This window comes from Pseudomonas fakonensis, assembly GCF_019139895.1.
Lineage (GTDB): Bacteria > Pseudomonadota > Gammaproteobacteria > Pseudomonadales > Pseudomonadaceae > Aquipseudomonas > Aquipseudomonas fakonensis.
The window spans coordinates 5,659,958-5,676,484 of record NZ_CP077076.1; the positions used below are offsets into that span (position 1 = coordinate 5,659,958).

The window sequence follows — 16,527 nt, forward strand, 5'->3', positions numbered from 1 at the left end:
CCCTGGGGTTTGTACGAAAAGTCGCCGCGCGGCGATCAGGCAAGGCGAAAACAGGTGAGGAACGATCGGAGTCGCGCTCGGCTTGACTGGTTGGCGCACCAGCCTGTTTTTAACGCAGCATGATCGTCGCGCAGGCACTTTTCGTACAGAGCCTAATCAAGGCATTACCAATACATTGTAGGAGCAGGCTTGCATCACAATGGTGGCATTAGCTTCACCATCGCGGGCAAGCCCGCACCCACCCGAGCGCTCATAGAACTGAAGTTCTCTCTTCACAGAACCTGGCGCAAGAACGCCTGGGCGCGCGGGTCTTTCGGCGAGTCGAAGAACGCCTGTGGCGCCGAGTCTTCCAGCAGCTTGCCGTGGTCGAAGAACAGCACGCGGTCGGCCACTTCACGGGCAAAGCCCATTTCATGGGTGACGCAGACCATGGTCATGCCCTCTTGCGCCAGGGTCTTCATCACGTCCAGCACCTCGCCGACCATTTCCGGGTCCAAAGCCGAGGTGGGCTCGTCGAACAGCATCACCTTCGGCTCCATCGCCAGAGCCCGGGCAATCGCCACCCGCTGCTGCTGGCCGCCAGACAGGCGTGACGGGTACTCGTGGGCCTTCTCGGCAATGCCGACCTTCTTCAGCAACGCATGCGCCTTGGCCTCGCGTTCGGCCTTGTTGCGCTTGCGCACCACCTTCTGCGCCAGGCACAGGTTTTCCAGCACGGTCATGTGCGGGAACAGGTTGAAGTGCTGGAACACCATGCCCACTTCGCGGCGGTAGGCGTTGATGTCGGTCTTCGGGTCGTCCAGCTGCAGGCCGTCGATGGCGACGTGGCCGGCATCGAAGTGCTCCAGGCCGTTGAGGCAGCGCAGGAAGGTCGACTTGCCCGAGCCCGAAGGGCCCAGCACCACCACCACCTCGCCCTTGGCCACGCGGGTGCTGACGTTGTCCACCGCGCGCACCACCATGCCGCGGGTGTCGAAGACTTTCAGCAGGTCACGGACTTCAATCACTTTGCGCAAGCCTCCGCTCGAGCCGGCTGGCGATGTGCGACAGCGGCAGGTTGATCAGCAGGTACAGGCCTGCCACGCAGAACCAGATCTCGAAGGTCGAGAACGAGGTGGTAATGGCTTCGCGGCCACTCTTGGTCAGCTCGGTGATGGCGATCACCGACACCAGCGAGGTGTCCTTGACCAGGCTGATGAACTGCCCGGCCAGCGGCGGCAGTACGCGCTTGAACGCCTGCGGCAGGATCACGTGGCGCATCGACTGGCTGCCGTTCAGGCCCAGCGAACGCGCGGCTTCGTTCTGGCCCTTGGCGATCGACTGCACGCCGGCGCGAACGATCTCGGCCACGTAAGCACCGGTGAACAAGGCCAGCGCGGCAACGCCTGCAAACTCGCGGGACAGATTGAGCACAGTGCCGATGAAGAAGTAGAAGATGAAAATCTGCACCAGCAGCGGCGTGCCGCGCACCAGCTCCACGTACACCGTGGACAAGTCGCGCAGGGTCGGGTTGCTGGACAGCCGGCACAGCCCGGCGAACAGGCCGATCAAAAGGCCCAGGGCACCGGAAACCACCGAGATCCACAACGTGGTCCACAGGCCCCAGGCCAGCGGGCCTGCAGCCCAGTGGCGGGTGACGCCGATGGCATCGCCTTCGGCCACGTCGTCGCCACGGGACAGTTGCAGGCTGTCGGCCGCCACTTCGATGACCTGGGTGTCGCCGCTGTCATCTTTCAGGGTGACCCGGGCGTTGTCGCCGGACACCACGATTTGCTCGACCGAGCCATAGTTGGCGGCCCGTTGGGTTTCCTCGGCCTTGTAGGCGAAGTATTGCGGAACGCGGTTCCAGCGCCACTCGTAGGAAATCATCGAGGTGGCCATGTACAGGCTGAGCGCCAGGCCCACCAGGACCAGCGCGGTCAGCCCATGCCAGGGCCACTGGGCTTTCTTGTATTTGATCACGTGGGTACTTCCGTAAAAGCGAAACGCGCGGGGGGTGCCTTGGGCGGCAAGGTTGTGCATTGGCAGGCCTGGCCCCATCGCCGGCAAGCCGGCTCCTGCAGGTGTATGCGATCCCCTGTAGGAGCCGGCTTGCCGGCGATGGGGCCGGCCCAGGCAACCCATCACCTGAACCGTTCAAAGCACCCCGCCTAGCGCGTCGGGGTCAGTGCCTGGGCTTGTGGCCCGGGCCTTATTCCATTTCCTTCAGCCAGTCCTTGTTCTTGAACCACTTGTCGTGGATACGATCGTAGGTCCCGTCATGCTTGATCTGGTGCAGGAAGTTGTTGATGTAGTTGATGCTGTCGTAGTCGCCTTTCTTCAGGCCGAAGGCCAGCGGCTCGTAGGTGAAGGGTTCTTCGAGGAACAATAGCTTGCCGGCGCCGGCTTTCTCTACCGCCACCACGTTGTAGGGCGAGTCGTAGACAAAGGCGTCAGCCTTGCCGTTGACCACGTCCATCACGCCTTCCTGCTCGTTGTCGTAGCCGTGGTACTTGGCCTTGCTGATGAGCTTCTTGGCGACCATTTCGCCGGTGGTGCCCAGCTTGGAGGTCAGGCGGTATTTCTCGTTGTTCAGGTCCTTGTACGACTTGATCTCACCGGCCAGCTCCTTGCGGATCAGCAGGGTCTGGCCGACCACGATGAAGGGCTCGCTGAAGTTCAGGCGCAGGTTGCGCTCCTGGGTCAGGGTCATGCCGCTGCCGATGAAGTCGAACTTGTTGGTCATCAGGGCCGGGATAATGCCGTCGTAGGCGGTGGACACCATCTCCAGCTTGACGCCCATGGACTTGGCCATGGCCTTGAGGATGTCGACCTCGAAGCCGATGATCTCGCCACGCTTGTTGGTCATCTCGAACGGCATGTAGGTCGGGTCCATGCCTACACGCAGGGTGCCGCGCTTGACCGCGTCGTCGATGGCGCCGGCCTGGGCGGCGGTTACCGCAACCAGCGCGGTCACGCCGAGCAGCAGTCGCGACAGGTATTTTTTCATCATCACCAAGTCCCCTGAGAAAAGAGTCCGCAGATTTTTTTTGTAGGCACGGTCGTACCGACCTGTGCGAAATGTCGGGAGGGATGCTAACGCATGCAGGGCCTGGGACCTAGTGCCGGGGGGGACTTTGTTGGCCATAATCGGTGATGGACGCTGTAAAAAGCATCGCGGGGCAAGCCCGCTCCCACGCAGTATCACGTGGGAGCGGGCTTGCCCCGCGATGTCGGCCGTACAGGCTTATGCCAGGGCTGGCTGCGCCTGGTTCTCCGGGTGCAGCGGCAACAGCGGCGAGTGCGGGTCGTTGTCGATCGAGGCCCGCCACAGGTCGATCCAGGCCGAGTGATGCCCGGCCCAGACCTGCTCGTGCAGGCGCGACAGCGCCACCGGGTCGCTCAGCAACGCCAGGCGGGTGTTGCCATCCAGGCCCTTGGGCCCGACTTCCAGGGCCTTGGCCACGCGCTCGGCGCGCAGCGACTCGATCGCCGTGGACTGGCCGTGACGGGCAGTGGCCATGGCGCAGGCCAGGGCGTTCTGCCGCGGGTCGACCACCGCACGTACAAAGCCGTCATGCAGGGCATGCCAGCGGTTCTCGTGGGTGTACTGGTCGGTGGCCAGCAGCGCCTGCGGGGTGGCGTATTCCTCGGGGATGAGGAACAGCTTCTCGTCGCGAGCAGCCAGGCCCAGGCCGGTGCGGCTGGAAATCACCGACACCGGGATCGACAGCAGCAGCGAACCGACGATAGGCGCCAGCCACCACAGAAAGCTTGGGTTCAGCCAGGCCACCAGAGCCGCCCAGGCGAAGCCCAGCAGGGTCTGCGGGCCATGCCGGCGAATCGCTTCGCTCCACGGCGTGGAGTCATCGTCACGCTGCGGCGAGTTCCAGGTCGCGGCCCAGCCGAGGAATGCGGCCAGTACGAAGCGGGTGTGGAAGATCATCCGCACCGGCGCCAGCAGCATGGAGAACAGCATCTCCATCAGCATCGAGAGCGTGACCTTGAAGCGCCCGCCGAACTCCACCGCGCCCTTGGCCCAGATCAGGATGACGCTGAGCAGCTTGGGCAGGAACAGCAGCACGATGGTGGTGGAGAACAGCGCGATGGCTTTTTCCGGGTGCCACTGCGGCCACAGCGGGTACAGCTGGAACGGCTCGATGAAGTACTGCGGTTCCATCAGCGTGTTGGTTGCCAGCAACGCGGTGGACAGCACCAGGAACAGGAACCACAGCGGGGCTGACAAGTACGACATGACACCGGTGAGGAACACCGCGCGGTGCACCGGGTGCATGCCCTTGACCAGGAACAGGCGGAAGTTCATCAGGTTGCCGTGGCACCAGCGGCGGTCGCGCTTGAGCTCGTCCAGCAGGTTCGGCGGCAGCTCTTCGTAGCTGCCCGGCAGGTCATAGGCGATCCACACGCCCCAGCCGGCACGGCGCATCAGCGCGGCTTCGACGAAGTCGTGGGACAGAATGGCCCCGGCAAACGCGCCCTTGCCCGGCAACGGCGCCAGGGCGCAGTGCTCGATGAACGGCTTCATGCGAATGATCGCGTTGTGGCCCCAGTAGTGCGACTCGCCCAGCTGCCAGAAGTGCAGGCCGGCGGTGAACAGCGGGCCGTACACGCGGGTGGCGAACTGCTGCATGCGCGCATACAGGGTGTCCATGCCCGAGGCTTTCGGGCCGGTCTGGATGATGCCGGCGTCCGGGTTGGCCTCCATCAGGCGCACCAGGCTGCTCAGGCACTCGCCGGTCATGACGCTGTCGGCGTCGAGCACGACCATGTACTTGTACTCGCCACCCCAGCGACGGCAGAAGTCGTCGAGGTTGCCGCTCTTGCGCTTCACCCGGCGCCGGCGGCGGCGGTAGAAGATACGGCCAAAGCCTTTGGTTTCGCGGCATACGTCCAGCCACGCCTGTTGCTCGGCAACGGCGATGTCCGGGTCGTTGGTGTCGCTGAGGACGAAGAAGTCGAAGCGGTCGAGGTTGCCGCTGGCGGCCACCGACTCGAAGGTGGCGCGCAGGCCTGCGAACACCCGCGGCACGTCTTCGTTGCAGATCGGCATCACCAGCGCGGTTCGCGCCTCGGGGGCGATCGGCTCGTTGCCGGCGCTGCTGCCGGAGATGCGGTATTTGTCACGCCCGGTAAGCAGCTCGAGGAAGCCCATCAGCGCGGTCCAGAAGCCCGCCGAGACCCAGCAGAACAGGATGCCGAACAGCACTAGGATGGAGGTTTGCAGCGCATACGGCCACACCTGCACCACGGTGTCCCACAGCGGCTGGTTGAGGATTTCGTCGAGGTCGACGAACGACCAGCCCTGGTACGGCAGGATGCCCTTCATGTACCAGCCGGCGACGATGGTCTGGCCGATCATCAGCGTCAGCAGGATATAACGACGGATCGAGCCGACCGTGCGCCAGCGCGCCGGCGGCAGCTCGCGTTTGGGCGGCTGCGGGGCGTTGGTGCGGCCGGTCATGCGCCGCCAGATACGAATCAGCACGTTGGTGCGCCACGGCTCGGGCACGACCTTGGTGCGCTTGATCGGCGGGGCGATCTTCAGGCACAGCAGGCCGCTGCCATCGACGCCAAGCATCTCGGCTTCTTCAAGCTCGGCAGCGCTGCCGACGGTCAGGCGCGAACCCACCGAAGCCTGCACGGCCTCGGCGGTACTGGCGGCAGGTTGCGCCGCCAGGCGTTGGTGCAGCTCGCTGAACGAGGTGCAGCTGGCGAGTTCCGCGCGCTGCTCATCGCTCAGGGGCAGGTGGGCCAGGTATTCGCCAAGCGATTCTGGCCTTGGGCTTGAATTACTCATCGGCAGGCAACTGATAGCTCCAGGTCTCGGTCAGCACTTTTTCAGTAGTGGCCGGGGCCTCGGTGGTGGATGCCGCATCGGCGGCTGGTTGCTCGGCTGGCTTCTCGGCCTTGGCTTTTTCAGCCTTGGCGTGGGCCTGCTTGGTTGCGGCCTTGGTTTCCTTGGCAGGTTTGGGCTGCTCGACCGGCACGTCGCGCACCAGCGCGGCACGCATTTCGGTGGACTTTTTCGGGTCCTTGATCTTCAACCGCAGGGTCAGGCGCCAGCCTTTGGTCTCTGGGTTGTAGCGCAGGTTGTTCTCGACCACCTCGGCATTGTCGCCGGTGCTGACCTGGCTGCGCACGTTGGCGTCGGCCGGCAGGGCCGCCAGGTTGGTGCCGACGAAATCGACCAGCAGGGCCACGCTGCCATCGAGCTGGCGGATCAGGTTGGCCTGCTTGACGTCACCGCTGGAGCGCAGGGTCTGCTTGACCCAGCCCAGGTCCTGGGCGTGCAACTGGTCTTCCTTGATGGTCCAACGCAGACGGTAGTCGTATTCGAACGGTTTGCCAGGCTCAGGCAGGGTTTCCGGGCTCCAGAACGCAACGATGTTGTCGTTGGTCTCGTCGGCAGTCGGGATTTCGACCAGGTCGACGGTGCCTTTGCCCCAGTCGCCTTTAGGTTCGATCCAGGCGCTCGGGCGCTTTTCGTATTCGTCGTCGAGGTCTTCGAAGTCGCTGAAGGCGCGCTGGCGCTGCAGCAGGCCGAAACCACGCGGGTTCTCGACGCTGAAGTTGCTCACTGCCAGGTGTTTCGGGTTGTTCAGCGGGCGCCACAGCCATTCGCCGTTGCCGGCATGGATGCTCAGGCCTTCGGAGTCGTGCAGGGCCGGACGGTAGTTCTGCACCTTGGACGGCTGGTTGGGGCCGAACAGGAACATGCTGGTCAGCGGGGCAACGCCCAGGCGGCTGACGTGGTCACGCAGGTACACCCGCGACTTGACGTCGACCAGGGTGTCATCGCCCGGGCGCAGGGTCAGCTTGTAGGCGCCAGTGGAGCGCGGCGAGTCGAGCAGTGCGTAGATGACCAGGTGCTTGTCGTTGGGCTTGGGCTTTTCGATCCAGAACTCACGGAAGCGCGGGAACTCTTCGCCCGACGGCAGCGCGGTGTCGATGGCCAGGCCACGGGCCGACAGGCCATAGCGGTGGCCCTTGCCGACCACGCGGAAGTAGCTGGCGCCAAGCAGGGTCATGATTTCATCCTGCTTGTCGGCCTTGTTGATCGGGTAGAGCACGCGGAAACCGGCGTAACCCAGGTTCTTGGTGGCCTCGGTGTCATGCGGTACGTCACCGAACTCGAAGCGGCTCGGGTCGTACTTGATCTCTTCGACTTTCTTGGCGGTGATTTCGTTGATTTTCACCGGCGTATCGAAGTGCATGCCCTGGTGGTAGAAGGACAGCTTGAACGGCGTCTTGTCCTTGGCCCACTCGGCCTTTTCCTGGAGGAAGTGGATCTTCTGGTAGTCGGCGTACTTCATGTCACGGAACACCGGCGGCAGGTTGCTCTTCGGTGCCTCGTACTTCTGGCCGGCCAGATCCTTTGCCTTGGCTGCAACGTCGTCCAGATTGAATGCCCACAGCTGGCCGGCGCTCATCAGGCCAACCAGCGCAACGCCAGCCAACACTGCCTTGCGCAGCCGGGTGCCGGGGATTCTTGGTGCAATACAGGGGCTTACAATCACGAGCAATCCTCGCCGAAAAACAGATCATGAAACCAACGGCCAGCGACAAAGCCGGGTTGGCGAGCACTGTTCGGACCCCGTGAGGGCGCAATGATTCCCCAAACGGACCCAGACAATGCTCGTGTCAAAGTGGATCGAACCTGCGAACGCAGGCTCACGCAGCGCGCGATTATCCAGCAGGTCGCGTTACAACGCATCAGGCTGGACCAACTATTTATCGTACAAAACCCCTTGTTTTCCTACAAACAAGGGGTTTTTTGACCTCATATTTGTAACATAAATGTTACCGGGCCATCATTGACCAGGTGCACCTGCATGTCGGCGCCAAACCTGCCGCTGGCCACCACCGGATACTGGGCCCTCGCCTGCCCCAGCAGGTAGTCGAACAGCTCGGCGCCCAGGGCCGGCGGTGCCGCCGTGGAGAAGCTCGGGCGCATACCGCTGCGGGTGTCGGCCGCCAGGGTGAACTGCGAAACCAGCAGCAGGCCGCCGCCGACGTCCTTGAGCGAGCGGTTCATCTTGCCCTGCTCGTCGCTGAACACCCGGTAGTTGAGCAGCTTGTGCAACAGCTTGTCGGCATGCTCGGGGGAATCTTCAGGCTCCACCGCCACCAGCGCCAGCAAACCCTGGTCGATGGCGCCGACGATTTCGCCGCCGACTTCCACCCGCGCCCCGCGCACGCGCTGGATCAGCGCCTTCATGCTTCTTCCAGGGGCAGGTCGAGCAGGCGCCGGGCCATCTGGTCGGCGGCGCGCACCAGCGCGTCGGTGATGCCGGGCTCGGAGGCGGCGTGGCCGGCATCGCGAATCACCTTCAGCTCGCTGTTGGGCCAGGCCTGGTGCAGCTCCCAGGCGTTGTCCAGCGGGCAGATCACGTCGTAGCGACCGTGCACGATCACCGCCGGCAGGTGGGCGATCTTGGGCATGTCGCGGATCAGTTGGTCCGGCTCGAGGAAGGCATTGTTGGTGAAGTAGTGGCACTCGATACGGGCAATCGACAGCGCGCGCTGCGGCTCGGAGAAGCGGTCGACCACCAGCGGGTTGGGCCGCAGCGTGGCGGTACGGCCTTCCCAGGTGGACCAGGCCTTGGCCGCGTGCATCTGGGCGATCTGGTCGTTACCGGTGAGGCGCTTGTGGAAGGCGCTGACCAGGTCGCCGCGCTCTTCGGCCGGAATCGGTGCGATGTAGTCCTGCCAGTAGTCGGGGAACAGGCGGCTGGCGCCTTCCTGGTAGAACCAGCTGATTTCTTGAGGGCGGCACAGGAAGATGCCGCGCAGGATCAGGCCGTGCACGCGCTCGGGGTGTTTCTGGGCATAGGCCAGGGCCAGGGTGGAGCCCCAGGAGCCGCCGAACAGCACCCACTTGTCGATGCCCAGGTGCTCGCGAATGCGCTCGAGGTCTTCGACCAGGTGCCAGGTGGTGTTGTTCTCCAGGCTCGCATGCGGGGTGGAGCGCCCGCAGCCGCGCTGGTCGAAGGTAACGATGCGGTACAGGTTGGGGTCGAAGTAGCAACGGCTCTGTGCATCGCAGCCGGCACCCGGCCCCCCGTGGATGAACACCACAGGCAGACCTTCCGGCGAACCGCTTTCATCGACGTACAGCACATGCGGCGCTTCCACGGCCAGATCGTGCCGGGCGTAGGGTTTGATCTGCGGGTACAGGGTCTGCATTGCGCACTCCGTGTGAGGATTTAATCTGCCGTTGGGCATCATAAACCTGAATTGCGCGAAGAGCATGTACCCGTGTCATTTGCCGGGGTATTGCCTGTACCGGCCCCATCGCCGGCAAGCCGGCTCCTACAGGGACAGCACAAGCCTGAACGCCATGCAGTCCCCGTAGGAGCCGGCTTGCCGGCGATGAGGCCGGAGCAGGCAGCACAAGACAGTCTCCCACACCCGATTGCTGGATCAGCTTCGGCCTAGCGCCCGTAGCGCTCGCGCGCCCAACCCAGCAAGGCCTCCAGCAACCCTCTCAACACTTCCTGCGTCGGCTGCGCCAGGTCCTCCCGGTACGCGAACGGCTCCACCTCTTGCATATAGGTACTCTGCGCCAGCTCCAACTGCACCGCATGAATGTGCTGGGCCGGGTCGCCATAGTGGCGGGTGATGTGCCCGCCCTTGAAACGCCCGTTGAGCACATGGCTGTAACCCGGGAAGCCGGCGCACACGCCCTTCAGGCGCTCGGCCAGCTCGGGGTCGCAACTGGCGCCATTGAAGGTGCCCAGGTTGAAGTCCGGCAACTTGCCGTCAAACAGGTGCGGGATCACCGATCGGATCGAGTGCGCATCCCACAGCAACGCATAGCCAAACTCCTTACGCATCCGCGCCAACTCACGACGAATCGTGTCGTGGTACGGCCGCCAGATCCGCTCCAGGTAGGTCGCCCGCTCATCGGCGGTCGGCACCTGCCCGTCCATGAACAGCGGTTCACCCTCGAACAGTGTCGCCGGATACAGTCCGGTGGTGGCCCCGGCATATAAAGGTTTGTCGTCATCCGGCCGATTGAGGTCGATGACGAAACGCGAATACTCCGCGGCCACCACGCTGGCACCCAGTTCGCGGGCGAAGTCGTACAGGCGCGGGATGTGCCAGTCAGTGTCCGGCAGGCTGCGGGCGGGTGGCACCAGGCCGTCGCGTACGACGTCGGTCAGGGCAAGGCCTGCGTGGGGCATGCTGATCAGCAGTGGCAGCCGGCCTTGGTGAAAACTCAATACCGTGTTCATCGGGCTTCCTAATTAAATGTTGAAGCCAGCTGCAAACCGGGCCCCGTTGAAATTCATGATTCAGCGCATGCTTGTGGGAGCGGGCAGCTTTCAGTTGGAGATTTCATGGCCCAGGCGCACCACACGCTTGGGCAGTTCGCCGCCGAGCCAGTAAGCCAGATCGGCGGGGCGGTCGATTTGCCAGGCGATGAAGTCAGCCACCTTGCCCTCCTCCAGCGAGCCATGGCTGTCACCCATGCCCAGCGCCGTAGCAGCATGCAGGGTGACGCCGGCCAGGGCCTCTTCCGGGGTCATGCGGAACAACGTGCAGCCCATGTTCAGCATCAGGCGCAGCGACAAGCCTGGCGAAGTGCCCGGGTTGAGGTCGCTGGCCAGGGCAATCTTCACCCCGTGGCGGCGCAGCGCGTCCATCGGCGGCAGTTGGGTTTCACGCAAGAAATAGAAGGCGCCCGGCAGCAGCACCGCGACGGTGCCGGCCTTGGCCATGGCAATGGCGTCTTCTTCGGTCATGAATTCCAGGTGGTCGGCCGACAGCGCCTGGTAGCGCGCCGCAAGGCTCGAGCCGTGCAGCGACGACAGCTGCTCGGCATGCAACTTGACCGGCAAGCCCAGCTCATGGGCCTTGATGAACACCCGCTCGACCTGCGCCGGGGAGAACGCCAGGTGCTCGCAGAACGCGTCCACCGCATCCACCAAACCTTCGCCGGCCAGTGCCGGGAGCATCTGGTCACAGATATGGCTGATGTAGTCATCCGCCCGCCCAGCGTACTCCGGCGGCAACGCATGGGCCGCCAGGCAGGTGGTGCGCACGCTGACCGGCAGCTCTTCGCCCAGGCGCCGGGCCACGCGCAGCATCTTGCGCTCGCTTGCCAAGTCCAGGCCGTAGCCGGACTTGATCTCGATGCAGGTCAGCCCGTCGCGCATCAGCGCCTGTACGCGCTGGCGGGCGCTGGCGAACAGCTCATCCTCGCTGGCGGCCCGGGTGGCGCGCACGGTGCTGGCGATGCCGCCGCCCTGGGCGGCGATCTCGGCATAGCTGACACCCTGCAGGCGCTGCTCGAACTCGCCACTGCGGTTGCCGCCGAACACCGCGTGGGTGTGGCAGTCGATCAGCCCGGGAGTGACCCAGGCGCCGCCCAGGTCGACGATACGGTCGGTGGCCACCGGTGGCACGTCGTCGCGCGGGCCGATCCATTCGATCAAGCCTGCGCTGGTGACGATGGCGGCGTCCTCGATGACCGAGTAACGGCCGCCGGCCATGGTTGCGGCGTGACAGTGCTGCCAGAGGGTTCTCATCAGGGTCTCCTTGGGTTTCAGCGGTGCAGCTCGGCAGGCTCCCGGGCCGGCTCGCCCTTGCCTGCGCGCGGTTTGCACCACAGCAGGTAGGAAGCCACCAGGAACACCACCCAGATGACACCGACGAGCAATGCGGCCTGGGTATCCGGGAAATACCCGAGCACGCCGAAGATGAACAGCATGAAGGCGATGGCCATGGCCGGCCCATAAGGCCAGAACGGTACCGGGAACTTGAGCTCGGCCACCTGTTCACGGCTCATGCCGCGGCGCATGGCCACCTGGGTCACCAGGATCATCAGCCACACCCACACGGTGGCGAAGGTGGCGATCGAGGCAATCAACAGGAACACGTTTTCAGGGATCAGGTAGTTCAGCAGCACCCCGACCAGCAGCGCGGCGCCCATCACCATTACCGTCATCCACGGTACGCCGTGCCGGGACAGCTGGCCGAAGCCGCGCGGCGCATGCCCCTGGTGAGCCAGGCCGTACATCATGCGACCGGCACCGAAAATGTCGCTGTTGATCGCCGAGACCGCTGCGGAAATGACCACGATATTGAGCAGCGCCGCCGCCGAGCCGATGCCCAGGTTGCTGAAGATCTGCACGAACGGGCTGCCCTGGCTGCCGATCTGCGGCCAGGGGTACAGGCACATCAGCACGAACAGGGTCAGCACGTAGAACAGCAGGATACGCAGCGGCACCGCGTTGATCGCCTTGGGGATGACCCGCTGCGGGTCCTTGGCTTCACCGGCGGTGACGCCGATGATCTCGATGCCGCCAAAGGCGAACATCACCACCGCGAACGAAGCGATCAGGCCACCCACGCCATTGGGCAGGAAACCACCGTGCTCGAACAGGTTGCTGACGCCGACCGCATGGCCGCTGCCCACCTGGCTGAAGCCGAAGGCCATGATGCCAAGGCCGGCGAGAATCATCGCAACGATGGCACCGACCTTGAGCAACGACAGCCAGAATTCCATCTCGCCGAATACCCGCACATTGCACAGGTTGAGGCCGCCGATCAGGAACACGATACCCAGCACCCAGACCCAGCGCGCCACCTCGGGGAACCAGAAGCCCATGTAGATACCGAAGGCGGTAACGTCGGCGATGGCGACGATGACCATCTCGAAAGCGTAGGTCCAGCCAAGAATGAAGCCGGCCATGGGGCCGAGGTAGGTGCTGGCATAGTGCCCGAAGGAGCCGGCCACCGGGTTGTGCACGGCCATCTCGCCGAGGGCGCGCATGACCATGAACACGGCGGCGCCGCCGATCAGGTAGGCCAGCAGCACGGCCGGGCCGGCCATCTGGATGGCCGAGGCAGAGCCATAGAACAGGCCGGTGCCGATGGCAGAGCCTAGGGCCATGAAACGGATGTGGCGGGCCGTTAGCCCGCGCTTGAGACCTTGAGCTTGTTGCATGTCACGTCCTTGAATTGTTTTTGTGGTCGTGAGGTCGATGGGGCTGCCTTGCAGCCCTTTCGCGACACAAGGCCGCTCCTACAGCAGAACGCATAACCTTTGTAGGAGCGGCCTTGTGTCGCGAAAGGGCCGCAAAGCGGCCCCGGTTGGCATCAGAGGCTAGGCAGGACACCCGCTGGCAGCAGCCCGGTCAGGTTGCCCTTGGCCAGCAGCTCGACAGCTGCCTCGATGTCCGGCGCAAAGAAGCGGTCGCGGTCATAGTGCGGCACTTCACGGCGCAGCGCCTGGCGCGCCTGCTCCAGCTTCACCGAAGTTTTCAGGCCCTTGCGCAGGTCCAGCCCCTGACACGCACCCAGCCATTCGATGGCCAGCACGCCACGGGTGTTCTCGGCCATTTCCCACAGGCGCTTGCCGGCAGCCGGGGCCATGGAAACGTGGTCTTCCTGGTTGGCCGAGGTCGGCAGGCTATCGACACTGTGCGGGTGCGACAAGGCCTTGTTCTCGCTGGCCAGGGCGGCAGCGGTGACCTGGGCGATCATGAAGCCGGAGTTGACCCCGCCGTTCTCTACCAGGAACGGCGGCAGCTGGGACATGTGCTTGTCCATCATCAGCGAGATGCGCCGCTCGCTCAGCGAACCGATTTCGGCAATCGCCAGGGCGATGTTGTCGGCGGCCATGGCCACAGGCTCTGCGTGGAAGTTGCCGCCGGAAATCACGTCACCTTCGGCAGCGAACACCAGCGGGTTGTCCGATACGGCGTTGGCTTCGATGCCCAGCACCTCGGCGGCCTGGCGGATCTGGGTCAGGCAGGCACCCATGACCTGCGGCTGGCAGCGCAGCGAGTACGGGTCCTGGACCTTGTCGCAGTTCTTGTGCGACAGCGACACTTCGCTGGAATCGCCCAGCAGGTCACGGAAGCACGCCGCGGTGTCGATCTGGCCGCGCTGGCCACGCACGGCGTGGATGCGCGCATCGAACGGCGAACGCGAACCCAGGGCAGCTTCGACGCTCAGGCCGCCACAGGCGATGGCAGCGGCGTACAGGTCTTCGGCTTGGAACAGGCCGCGCAGGGCGTAGGCAGTGGATGCCTGGGTGCCGTTGAGCAGGGCCAGGCCCTCTTTGGCGGCCAGGGTCAGCGGCTCCAGGCCCGCGACGGCCAGCGCCTCGGTAGCCGACAACCATTGGCCCTTGTACCTTGCCTTGCCCTCACCCAGCAGTACCAGCGACATGTGCGCCAGCGGGGCGAGGTCGCCGGAGGCGCCGACCGAGCCCTTGAGCGGGATGTGCGGATAGACCTCGGCGTTGACCAGGGCGATCAGTGCATCGATGACCTTGCGCCGGATACCCGAGAACCCGCGGCTGAGGCTGTTGATCTTGAGCACCATGATCAGCCGCACCAAAGCGTCGTCCAGCGGCGCACCGACACCGGCGGCATGGGACAGCACCAGCGAGCGCTGCAGGTTTTCGAGGTCGTGGCTGGCGATGCGGGTCGAGGCCAGCAGGCCGAAACCTGTGTTGATGCCATAGGCGGTGCGGTCTTCGGCGATGATCTGCTCGACGCAGGCGACGCTGGCGTCGATGGCCGGTGCGGCGCTGGCATCCAGTTGCAGGCGCACGGGCGCAGCGTGGATTGCGCGCAGTTGGGCCAGGGTCAGGGTGCCGGGCTTGAGGGTCAGTTCGGTCACTTTGCTACTCCATTCTGTCGGGGCCCGCAGGCCCCTCTTGTTGTTCAGTATCACTCAAAGTGCAGCGATCAACCGGTGATCATCGGCAGGTCCAGGCCCTGCTCCTTGGCGCACTCGATGGCAATGTCGTAACCGGCGTCGGCATGGCGCATCACGCCGGTGCCTGGGTCGTTGGTCAGCACCCGGGCAATGCGCTCGGCAGCTTCATCGGTGCCGTCGCAGACGATGACCATGCCCGAGTGCTGGGAGAAGCCCATGCCCACGCCACCGCCGTGGTGCAGCGAAACCCAGGTGGCGCCGCCTGCGGTGTTGAGCAGGGCATTGAGCAGCGGCCAGTCGGAAACCGCGTCGGAGCCGTCGCGCATGGCTTCGGTCTCACGGTTGGGGCTGGACACCGAGCCCGAGTCCAGGTGGTCGCGGCCGATCACCACCGGCGCCGACAGCTCGCCGCTGCGCACCATTTCGTTGAACGCCAGGCCCAGCTTGGCACGCAGGCCCAGGCCGACCCAGCAGATACGCGCCGGCAGGCCCTGGAAGCTGATGCGCTCGCGGGCCATGTCCAGCCAGCGGTGCAGGTGGGCGTCGTCGGGGATCAGTTCCTTGACCTTGGCGTCGGTCTTGTAGATGTCTTCGGCCTCGCCCGACAGCGCAGCCCAACGGAACGGGCCGATGCCACGGCAGAACAGCGGGCGGATGTAGGCCGGCACGAAGCCCGGGAAGTCGAAGGCATTGGCCACGCCTTCTTCCTTGGCCATCTGGCGGATGTTGTTGCCGTAGTCGAAGGTCGGGACGCCCTGCTTCTGGAAGTCGAGCATGGCTTGCACATGCACGGCCATCGACTGCTTGGCGGCCTTGACCACAGCAGCCGGCTCGGTCTGCGCGCGGTCGCGGTACTGCTCCCAGGTCCAGCCGGCAGGCAGGTAGCCGTTGAGCGGGTCATGGGCGCTGGTCTGGTCGGTGACCATATCCGGGCGCACGCCACGCTTGACCAGCTCGGGCAGGATTTCGGCCGCGTTGCCGTGCAGGGCGATTGAGATGGCCTTGCCTTCGACGGTGTACTTGGCGATGCGTGCCAGGGCGTCGTCCAGATCCTTGGCCTGCTCGTCGACGTAGCGGGTTTGCAGGCGGAAGTCGATGCGGCTCTGCTGGCACTCGATGTTCAGCGAGCAGGCACCGGCCAGGGTCGCGGCCAGCGGCTGGGCGCCGCCCATGCCACCCAGGCCTGCGGTCAGTACCCACTTGCCTTTGAGGCTGCCGCCGTAGTGCTGGCGGCCGGCTTCGACGAAGGTTTCATAAGTGCCTTGGACGATGCCCTGGCTACCGATGTAGATCCAGCTGCCGGCGGTCATCTGGCCGTACATGGCCAGGCCCTTGGCGTCCAGCTCGTTGAAGTGTTCCCAGTTGGCCCAGTGCGGTACCAGGTTGGAGTTGGCGATCAGCACCCGAGGTGCATTGCTGTGGGTCTTGAACACGCCGACCGGCTTGCCCGACTGCACCAGCAGGGTTTCGTCGTCTTCCAGGCGGGTCAGGGTCTCGACGATCTTGTCGTAGCACGCCCAGTTGCGCGCGGCGCGGCCGATGCCGCCGTACACCACCAGCTCTTTCGGGTTTTCCGCGACCTGCGGGTCGAGGTTGTTCATCAGCATGCGCAGTGGCGCTTCGGTCAGCCAGCTCTTGGCGGTCAGCTTGTTGCCACGGGGGGCACGGATTTCAACGTCACGGTATTTGTTGTTGTCGGTCACGGGAAAGGTCCTCGGCGGTGGTCCGCGGGCAGGTGTGTCGTGGTGAATAGATAAACACACCTTTACTTGTATGTACAAGCATGGACAACCAAAATTAACGAACCCCTCCTTCGAATTCATGAATGCACCGGGGGCCGCTTCGCGGCCC

General features: G+C 64.5%; 12 protein-coding genes. All 12 read right to left on the reverse strand.

Annotated features, from left to right (window positions below; genetic code table 11):
- Nucleotides 1–272 precede the first annotated feature (272 nt).
- Nucleotides 273–1,007: an amino acid ABC transporter ATP-binding protein gene (locus tag KSS94_RS24970; RefSeq protein ID WP_217843663.1), complete on the reverse strand. Its 735-nt coding sequence runs from the start codon at nucleotides 1,005–1,007 to the stop codon at nucleotides 273–275.
- Nucleotides 1,000–1,962, reverse strand: coding sequence for an amino acid ABC transporter permease (locus KSS94_RS24975; protein ID WP_217840694.1), 963 nt, complete (start codon nucleotides 1,960–1,962; stop codon nucleotides 1,000–1,002). The genes KSS94_RS24970 and KSS94_RS24975 overlap by 8 nt, the downstream gene beginning before the upstream one ends.
- 229 nt (nucleotides 1,963–2,191) lie before the next feature.
- Nucleotides 2,192–2,989, reverse strand: coding sequence for a transporter substrate-binding domain-containing protein (locus KSS94_RS24980; protein ID WP_217843664.1), 798 nt, complete (start codon nucleotides 2,987–2,989; stop codon nucleotides 2,192–2,194).
- Between the two features lie 237 nt (nucleotides 2,990–3,226).
- A complete protein-coding gene (gene mdoH, locus KSS94_RS24985) occupies nucleotides 3,227–5,794 on the reverse strand; it encodes a glucans biosynthesis glucosyltransferase MdoH (protein WP_217840695.1) in 2,568 nt (855 codons plus the stop codon).
- Nucleotides 5,787–7,514 (reverse strand): glucan biosynthesis protein G, encoded by a 1,728-nt coding sequence (locus tag KSS94_RS24990; RefSeq protein ID WP_217840696.1) that lies wholly within the window; start codon nucleotides 7,512–7,514, stop codon nucleotides 5,787–5,789. The genes mdoH and KSS94_RS24990 overlap by 8 nt, the downstream gene beginning before the upstream one ends.
- Before the next feature lie 263 nt (nucleotides 7,515–7,777).
- Nucleotides 7,778–8,215 carry a D-aminoacyl-tRNA deacylase gene (dtd, locus tag KSS94_RS24995; RefSeq protein ID WP_217840697.1) on the reverse strand — a complete coding sequence of 146 codons (438 nt, stop codon included), beginning with the start codon at nucleotides 8,213–8,215 and terminating at the stop codon, nucleotides 7,778–7,780.
- The gene (gene pip / locus KSS94_RS25000) at nucleotides 8,212–9,183 is read right to left on the reverse strand and encodes a prolyl aminopeptidase (protein WP_217840698.1); all 972 of its coding nucleotides are present in this window, start codon (nucleotides 9,181–9,183) and stop codon (nucleotides 8,212–8,214) included. The genes dtd and pip overlap by 4 nt, the downstream gene beginning before the upstream one ends.
- Nucleotides 9,184–9,431: 248 nt before the next feature.
- Entirely contained in the window at nucleotides 9,432–10,235 is an 804-nt protein-coding gene (gene hutG, locus KSS94_RS25005; protein WP_217840699.1) for an N-formylglutamate deformylase, read from the reverse strand.
- Nucleotides 10,236–10,325: 90 nt separating this feature from the next.
- Entirely contained in the window at nucleotides 10,326–11,531 is a 1,206-nt protein-coding gene (gene hutI / locus KSS94_RS25010) for an imidazolonepropionase (protein ID WP_217840700.1), read from the reverse strand.
- 17 nt (nucleotides 11,532–11,548) lie between these two features.
- Nucleotides 11,549–12,952, reverse strand: a complete 1,404-nt coding sequence (locus KSS94_RS25015; protein WP_217840701.1) for an amino acid permease — start codon at nucleotides 12,950–12,952, stop codon at nucleotides 11,549–11,551.
- Nucleotides 12,953–13,104: 152 nt separating this feature from the next.
- On the reverse strand, nucleotides 13,105–14,637 hold the full coding sequence (gene hutH / locus KSS94_RS25020) for a histidine ammonia-lyase (RefSeq protein ID WP_217840702.1): 1,533 nt from the start codon (nucleotides 14,635–14,637) through the stop codon (nucleotides 13,105–13,107).
- A 68-nt stretch (nucleotides 14,638–14,705) separates the two neighbouring features.
- Nucleotides 14,706–16,379: a urocanate hydratase gene (hutU, locus tag KSS94_RS25025; RefSeq protein WP_217840703.1), complete on the reverse strand. Its 1,674-nt coding sequence runs from the start codon at nucleotides 16,377–16,379 to the stop codon at nucleotides 14,706–14,708.
- Nucleotides 16,380–16,527: the final 148 nt, after the last annotated feature.

Excerpts from the sequence above, each read along its gene's own strand:
- mdoH (WP_217840695.1), bottom strand. The coding sequence starts at position 5,794 with ATGAGTAATTCAAGCCCAAGGCCAGAATCGCTTGGCGAATACCTGGCC.
- hutI (WP_217840700.1), bottom strand. The coding sequence starts at position 11,531 with ATGAGAACCCTCTGGCAGCACTGTCACGCCGCAACCATGGCCGGCGGC.
- KSS94_RS25015 (WP_217840701.1), bottom strand. The coding sequence starts at position 12,952 with ATGCAACAAGCTCAAGGTCTCAAGCGCGGGCTAACGGCCCGCCACATC.
- dtd (WP_217840697.1), bottom strand. The coding sequence starts at position 8,215 with ATGAAGGCGCTGATCCAGCGCGTGCGCGGGGCGCGGGTGGAAGTCGGC.
- pip (WP_217840698.1), bottom strand. The coding sequence starts at position 9,183 with ATGCAGACCCTGTACCCGCAGATCAAACCCTACGCCCGGCACGATCTG.
- KSS94_RS24980 (WP_217843664.1), bottom strand. The coding sequence starts at position 2,989 with ATGAAAAAATACCTGTCGCGACTGCTGCTCGGCGTGACCGCGCTGGTT.
- hutG (WP_217840699.1), bottom strand. The coding sequence starts at position 10,235 with ATGAACACGGTATTGAGTTTTCACCAAGGCCGGCTGCCACTGCTGATC.